Genomic DNA, 3623 nt, shown 5'->3' on the forward strand with positions numbered 1-3623 from the left:
TAGTCGTGCAGTCGCTGGTTCGTGGCCAGCTTCGCCGGCTTGGGCCGCCTGGCAGCTTCCTGGGCCTTCCACTGCGCCACCGTGGCCCGGTACTCCTGCTTCCCGGAACGAGTGGGCGGATTCAACCGGTGGTCGCAATGAGTTCCGTGAACTTCTCCGATGGTGTCAGATAGCCGAGTGTCTTGCGTGGTCGACCGTTGAGCGAGTCCTGGATCGCGGTCAGCTCAGCGCGGGTGACGATGCTCAGATCGGTGCTCTTCGGGTCAAGCCCCTTGTGGTGGTGTAGCGGTTGGATCCTTCGTTGGGGTTGTCAGGCGCTGAGCTCGAGGGCAGTGTCGGTGTCGGTGCCCACCTCGCTTCCGGTGTCCTCGACGGGGGTGAGGCGGCAGCGGGCGAGGACCTCGAGGCCGAGGTAGCGGCGCCCTTCGGCCCATTCGTCGGTCTGCTCGGCCAGCACCGCCCCGACCAGCCTGACGATGGCTGCCCGGTTGGGGAAGATGCCCACCGCGTCGGTGCGGCGGCGGATCTCCCGGTTGAGCCGCTCGGCCGGGTTGTTCGACCAGATCTGCGTCCAGACGTCCTTCGGGAACGTCGTGAAGGCCAGGATGTCCGCCCGGGCATCACCGAGGTGCTCGGCCACCGCCGGGAGCTTCTCGCTTACGTAGTCCAGCAGCCGATCGAACTGCGCGTTCACCGCCGTGGCGTCGGGCTGGTCGTAGACCGAGTGGAGCATGGCCTTCACCGCCGGCCACATGGACTTCGGGGTGATGCCCATCAGGTTCGCCGCGTAGTGGGTCCGGCACCGCTGCCAGGTGGCGCCGGGCAGGTTGGCGGCGATGGCGTCCTTGAGCCCGGCATGGGCGTCACTGGTGACCAGGCGGACCCCGGCCAGGCCCCGGGCCACGAGGTCCGCGAAGAACTCGTTCCACGCCGCACCGGTCTCACTGGTCGCCACGCGCATCCCCAGGACCTCGCGGTGGCCGTCACCGTTGACCCCGGTAGCCAGCAGCACCACCGCGTTGACCACCCGCCCGCCCTCGCGGACCTTCATCGTCAGCGCGTCCGCGGCCACGAACGTGAACGGACCGGCCTCATCCAGGGGCCGGTGGCGGAAGGACTCCACGTGTTCATCCAGGTCCGCGGCCATCCTGGAGACCTGGGACTTGGAGAGGGCATTGATCCCCAGGGTCTTGACCAGCTTGTCCATCCGCCGGGTACTCACCCCGGCCAAGTAGCAGTCCGCCACCACGGTGATCAGCGCCGACTCCGCTCTCTTTCGGCGTTCCAGCAGCCACTCCGGGAAGTACGTCCCAGAGCGCAGCTTCGGGATGGCTACATCGACCGTGCCGACCCGGGTGTCCAGGTCCCGGTGCCGGTACCCGTTGCGCTGGGCGGACCGTGTCGGGGTGGGCTTGCCCCATTCGGCACCGACCACCGCGTCTGCATCGGCGGAGAGCAGGGTGTTGATCATGGTCTGCAGCAAGTGGCGCATCATGTCCGGGGAGGCCTCGGACAGGGCTTCTCCGAGCAGGCCGGCAGGGTCGAGAATATGAGGAGCGGTCATCGTGATGACTCCATTCGAGGGTGCTGTGAGAGGTTCACTCGAAGGATCACACGGTGGCCGCGTCCACGTCTGAGACGACGTGCCCGACCACCGGGCGCTACACAGAGATGATGGATTCGGCTCCGGCGCCGGCGTGACCCGAAATTACACGGACGCCGTTCGCGGCTGTCTTTTTGTGGATCTGTCCGTCGACGCCGGGGTCGCTGCGGGCCGGGCGGGCACATGACTTGATAGGAGCCTGACCGGAAAGTCGTCTCACCTTTGTGCTGTCTGCACTCACCCGACCCGCGGTGACGTTCATCACCATTGGAAGGGAATCCCGTCAATGACGAGCATGACACTCGACCCGCCGCTGACCAACCCGTTGCCACCAGGCTCCGAGTTGGTCGCCGGGGTCGACACGCACAAGAAAACGCATCACGTCGCGATCCTCGATCTCGTGGGCCGACCTGTCGCGGACCGAGAGTTCCGTGCCGACGGTCGCGGTTACGCGCAGATCGTCGCGTTCCTCCACGCGCACGGTGATGTCGTCCGTATCGGGGTGGAGGGAACGGGGTCGTACGGGGCTGGCCTCGCACGCGCGCTGACCACGGCGGGGCTGACCGTCATCGAAGTCGCGCGACAGGACCGGCAAGCCCGCCGTCGTCGCGGCAAGTCCGACCCCCTCGACGCCCACCAGGCAGCGGTCGCTGTCCTCGCAGGAACGGACACCGCGATCCCAAAGTCTGGTGATGGCGCGGTCGAGTCGATGCGGATCCTCCTCGCAGAGCGGCGCTCGGCGGCCAAGGCCAGAGCGCAAGTGATGAACCAGATCCACGCGCTGCTGATCACCGCACCCGAGCTCGTGCGACAGGCGTTCCGCGCTCTCAGCGGGCAGCGTCTGGTGAACACGCTCGCCAAGACTCGGCCCGGAACAATCACGTCCCCCGATCCCGCGGTCGTCGCCCGGCAGACACTGCGACGGTTCGCGGTCCGACACCTCACGATGCAAGCCGAGATCGACCTGATAGAACAACAGTTGGAGATGCTCGTCCGGCAGGTCAACCCCACGCTGCTGTCCCTGAGCGGAGTCGGTCCTGTCACCGCAGCGACGCTCCTGGTCGCCGCCGGCGACAACCCCGAGCGGCTCGGAACCCGCGCCAGCTTCGCCGCTCTCGCCGGTGTCGCCCCGATCCCCGCCTCCTCCGGACAACGCACACGGCATCGACTCTCTCGCGGCGGGAACCGGCACGCGAACGCCGCGCTGCACCGGATTGTGCTGTTGCGCATGCGGCATCGCGAGCCTCGGACGATGGCCTACTTCGAGAGGCGTCGTTCGGAGCAACTCACCGACCGTGACATCATGCGCTGCCTCAAACGACACGTCGCGAACGAGATCTATGCCGCTCTGCTCAATCCCGCCACCGACAATCCCGTCGGGCGCGAACTCCGAGCACGCCGACAAGCGAAAGGCATCCCGATCAGCGTTCTCGCCGCCACTCTCGGCGTCCCCTACCAGCGGCTCCGACGACTCGAGATCGGAACTCGCGCCGACCCTGAACTCGAGGCCCGAGCGACCGCCATCCTGGAGCAGATCAGCCCGCCACTGGCCGCTTGACAGCAATAGGAGCATCCACTATGCGGGACTCAACTCGGTTTGCGTCGATGAACGCGATCATCTCGTCGTGGGGCGGTCGAGTTCCGCTGCGAAAAAAGCCGATGCCTTGCGCAGGATCTCGTTCGCTCGACGCAGCTCGAGGTTCTCCCTGCGCAGCCGGCGCATCTCTTCTGCCTCAGCCGCGCTCAGCCCTGGGGCCTCGCCCTGATCGACGCGGTCTTGCTTCCACCAGTTGCGCAGGGTGTGGGGTGAGATCCCGCCGAGAGCCTCGCCGACGGCGGTGCAGGCGACCCATCCCGAGCACTGTTCCGTGCGGACGCGTTCTTCGATGAGCTTCAGGGCGCGGGCCTTGAACTCGGGGCTGTACTTCTGGGGCATGTTCCGATCCTCCTTGAGGAAGTAGGTCGGAACGAAACCCAGGGCGCTTCAGTGAGGGAACGGCGGTACTGGGAACGGCGGGCC

The 3623-nt window shown here is 66.8% G+C and carries 3 protein-coding genes and 1 pseudogene; 1 reads left to right on the top strand and 3 read right to left on the bottom strand.

The features are described from left to right. Positions 1–121 precede the first annotated feature (121 nt). Together AB0N07_RS50000 and AB0N07_RS50005 are read right to left on the bottom strand one after the other, a co-directional pair. Positions 122–262: pseudogene (locus AB0N07_RS50000) on the bottom strand (IS30 family transposase); the annotation flags it as partial. A 48-nt stretch (positions 263–310) separates the two neighbouring features. Continuing rightward, the gene (locus AB0N07_RS50005; RefSeq protein ID WP_365847536.1) at positions 311–1564 is read right to left on the bottom strand and encodes an IS256 family transposase; all 1254 of its coding nucleotides are present in this window, start codon (positions 1562–1564) and stop codon (positions 311–313) included. A 325-nt stretch (positions 1565–1889) separates the two neighbouring features. Between AB0N07_RS50005 and AB0N07_RS50010 the strand changes: the two genes are divergently transcribed. Further along, on the top strand, positions 1890–3161 hold the full coding sequence (locus tag AB0N07_RS50010; RefSeq protein WP_206495882.1) for an IS110 family transposase: 1272 nt from the start codon (positions 1890–1892) through the stop codon (positions 3159–3161). A 57-nt stretch (positions 3162–3218) separates the two neighbouring features. Here AB0N07_RS50010 and AB0N07_RS50015 read toward each other — a convergent pair whose 3' ends face one another. After that, the gene (locus AB0N07_RS50015; RefSeq protein WP_350749207.1) at positions 3219–3539 is read right to left on the bottom strand and encodes a hypothetical protein; all 321 of its coding nucleotides are present in this window, start codon (positions 3537–3539) and stop codon (positions 3219–3221) included. Positions 3540–3623: the final 84 nt, after the last annotated feature.

It is taken from the genome of Streptomyces sp. NPDC051172 (assembly GCF_040682555.1).
Taxonomy (GTDB): domain Bacteria; phylum Actinomycetota; class Actinomycetes; order Streptomycetales; family Streptomycetaceae; genus Streptomyces.

What these genes read in the sequence shown, in the direction of transcription:
- AB0N07_RS50010 (WP_206495882.1), top strand. Translation starts at nt 1,890, where the DNA reads ATGACGAGCATGACACTCGACCCGCCGCTGACCAACCCGTTGCCACCA.
- AB0N07_RS50015 (WP_350749207.1), bottom strand. Translation starts at nt 3,539, where the DNA reads ATGCCCCAGAAGTACAGCCCCGAGTTCAAGGCCCGCGCCCTGAAGCTC.
- AB0N07_RS50005 (WP_365847536.1), bottom strand. Translation starts at nt 1,564, where the DNA reads ATGACCGCTCCTCATATTCTCGACCCTGCCGGCCTGCTCGGAGAAGCC.